The following is a 2,923-nucleotide window of genomic DNA, read 5'->3' as shown; positions in this document are numbered from 1 at the left end:
GGCCGTTTCCGGAGCCGCCGCCGGCGCCTCGTCCCGGGTCCGGCTGTGCTCGCGCAGGTCCTCGGACCCGGCGTGGTACGGGCCCGCGGCCCGGGCCGGGGCGTCGCGCGCGGGGTCGGCCGCGGCCTCGCCGGCCTCCGCGGTGTCGGCGCGGGCGGCGCGGGCGGCCGGGGGAGGCGCGGTGTCCTCGGTGATCCGGGGGATCGGCGCGGTCTCGGTGACGTCGGCGGCGGCGTCGGCATCGGCGGTGCGGGCCGCGGTGCCGGCGCCCTCGCCGTCCGCTCCGGTGTCGGGCGCGTCCGTGCCCGCCGCCACCGCCGGGCGTGCCCGGTCCGGACGGGACGGCAGTGCGTTGCCGTTGGCCTCGGCGACCGTGCCCGGCAGGGGCTGCGCCGTACCCGCGGTGGCGGTCCTGGCCCCCGCGAGGGCCCCGGGCACCGGGCGGTCGGGCAGCAGGGCGCGCGGCAGGACGGCGACCGCGGCGATGCCGCCCTGCTTCTGCTCGCGCAGCTGCACCCGTACGCCGTGCCGCGCGGCGAGCCGGGCCACCACGTACAGGCCCATGCCCAGCGCGTCGTCGTCCTCGGGGGCGGCGAAGGCTCCGTCGGCCAGCTTGGCGTTGAGCTCGGCCAGCCGCTCGGGGGAGGAGCCGATGCCCTCGTCCTGGACGGAGAGCATGATCTCGCCGTTCTCCAGCATCCAGCCCGACAGCCGCACCTCGGCCTCCGGCGGCGAGAAGGCGGTGGCGTTGTCCACCAGTTCGGCGATCAGGTGGCTGATGTCGTCGGCGGCGGATCCGGAGATCTGGGCGTGCGGCGGCAGTGTGGCGATCTCCACCCGCTCGTAGCGCTCGATCTCGCTGATCGCGGCGCGCAGCACGTCCAGCAGCGGCACCGGCTCCAGATGGCCGGTGGTGTGCTCGGAGCCCGCCAGGAGGAGCAGGTTCTCGCTGTGGCGGCGCATCCGGGTGGCGAGGTGGTCGAGCTTGAACAGGGAGGCGAGCCGCTCCGGCTCCTTCTCCTCGTGCTCCATGGACTCGATCAGGGCGAGCTGCCGCTCCACCAGGCCCAGGGTCCGCAGTCCGAGGTGGACGAACGTGCCGTTGGAGGCGCCCTGTCGGCGCCCGGGGACCTCGCCCCCGGCGGACTCGGCGGCGGCCCTCGCGGACTCGTGCTCGCGCAGCAGCTTCTCGTGCTCGGCGGTCAGCGCGGTCAACCGCTCGCGCACGGCGGCGAGTTCGGCGGCGAGCGGGGCGGTGCCGGTCTCGCGCGCGGGATCGGCGGGCCGTGTGGAGCCGGCCTCCCCGGAGCCGGCCGCGGTCTCGGCCCGGACGGCGCGCTCGTGCAGCTCGGCGGCGGTGGCCCGCAGGCGGTTGACGGCGCGTACGACGTCGGCGAACTCGTCGTTGCGGCCGTTGTACACCACCGGCTCCTCGCCCACCGGGTCGGCGGCCACCCGCTCGCCGCCGCGCCGCAGGACGGCCAGCGGCCGGGCCATCGAACGGGCGGTCTGCACGCTGATGCCGATGGCGAGCAGCAGGCAGACCCCCAGCAGGGCGGCGCGCAGTTCCAGTGCCGTGACGTCGTCGTCGCGCAGCCCCTCCAGCCTCTTCACCTCGGCGGCCGCCAGCGAGGACTCCATGCTGCGCATGCGGTCCACCCGGGCGGTCAGCGCGGACGCCACGCGGTCGAAGTCCAGGGAGCGGTCCTGGTAGTCCAGCCGCGGCTGGTCGGTGAGGCGGGCCAGGTAGCGCTCGGCCAGCGTCACGTCGGTACCGGTGACGGTCCTGGCGTACGCGTCGCGGTCGCCGGCCAGCGCGGTCTGGTCGAAGTCGGCGAGGGCGGCCTGCTCACGCAGGTGCGCCTGCTGGGCGGCGGCGGTCAGACGCGGCTGCTCGCCCTCGCCGGCGAGGGCGGCCGTCAGCAGCCCGCGGGCGGCGGAGGCCTGTTCGACGGCGCGCCCGAGGTCGGGGAGCGCGTCGGCCGTCGCGTTCTCGGCGCGTGCGGGCAGGGCGCGGGTGGTGGCCGCGGTGATGCCGCCGAGGGACTGGATGAGCTGGGTGTACGCCTCGTACGTCTCGACGGCGCCGCCCTCGCCGGCCACGGCCCGCTGCCGGGTGTCGGGGAAGGCGTCGAGCAGCCTGCGTATGTCGGCGGGGGCGTCGGCGCTCAGCTCCCGGATGGCGCGGTCCACCCGGGCGCGCTCCCGCTCGGAGAGCCCCTCGCCGTCCCCGGTGGTGCGGCCCGCGGCGATGTGGCGGACGACGGCGTCGCGCTCGTCGGCCAGGGCGTGGGAGAGGGAGACCGCGCGGCGGCCCAGGTCGGCGCGGTCGACCAGCCGCTGGGCGTCGGTCAGATCGCGCGAGGCCGTGGCCACCGAGGGCGCGCCCGCGGCGAGTACGGCGGCGGCGCACAGTACGACGGAGGCGAGGAGTCTGTTGCGCACCCGCGCTCTGCGCCCGGTGGGGGGCGGTGCGGAGGCTGTGCCGTCCTGGCGGTCCTGCCGGCTGCTCCGGTGTCGCTTCTTCCCCACCCGTGCTCGCAATCTCGTTCCGCCGTCCCGGACCAGTCCGGGACGCGACAGTCCAATGTGTGCGGCAGGGGACCGTATCCCGTCCGATCACGGCTGCCCGCGGCGGCCGACGTTTCCATCGCCGCGGCGGATGCGGAGGCGGTCCCCCTGCCGGGCCACTCGAAGGAGTGAACATCACGGGGGAGTTGCCGAACAACTCCGATGCCGCGACCGGTTCGGCCACACACCGGTCAGGGGTTGGAAATCCGCCCGGCCTTTTGGCAGTATTCGCGCCCGCCGTTTCACGGAAACTCCGATTCCGGTAGAACTCCGGCGAAGAACCCGCAGGTCGTGACAGTGGTTCAGACCTTTCTTCGGCCCACCGCCCACCCCCTGTCGGCGGTGCCCGTCC

General features: G+C 75.9%; 1 protein-coding gene. It reads right to left on the bottom strand.

Annotation, left to right across the window (positions count from 1 at the left end; genetic code table 11):
• On the bottom strand, positions 1-2,445 hold a 2,445-nt coding region (locus L7D48_RS27830; RefSeq protein WP_237883713.1), incomplete at its 3' end, for a nitrate- and nitrite sensing domain-containing protein.
• Positions 2,446-2,923 lie beyond the last annotated feature (478 nt).

It is taken from the genome of Streptomyces sp. ICN903 (genome assembly GCF_022015835.1).
GTDB classification, from domain to species: domain Bacteria; phylum Actinomycetota; class Actinomycetes; order Streptomycetales; family Streptomycetaceae; genus Streptomyces; species Streptomyces fenghuangensis.
This window is presented reverse-complemented; position numbering and strand designations above follow the sequence as displayed.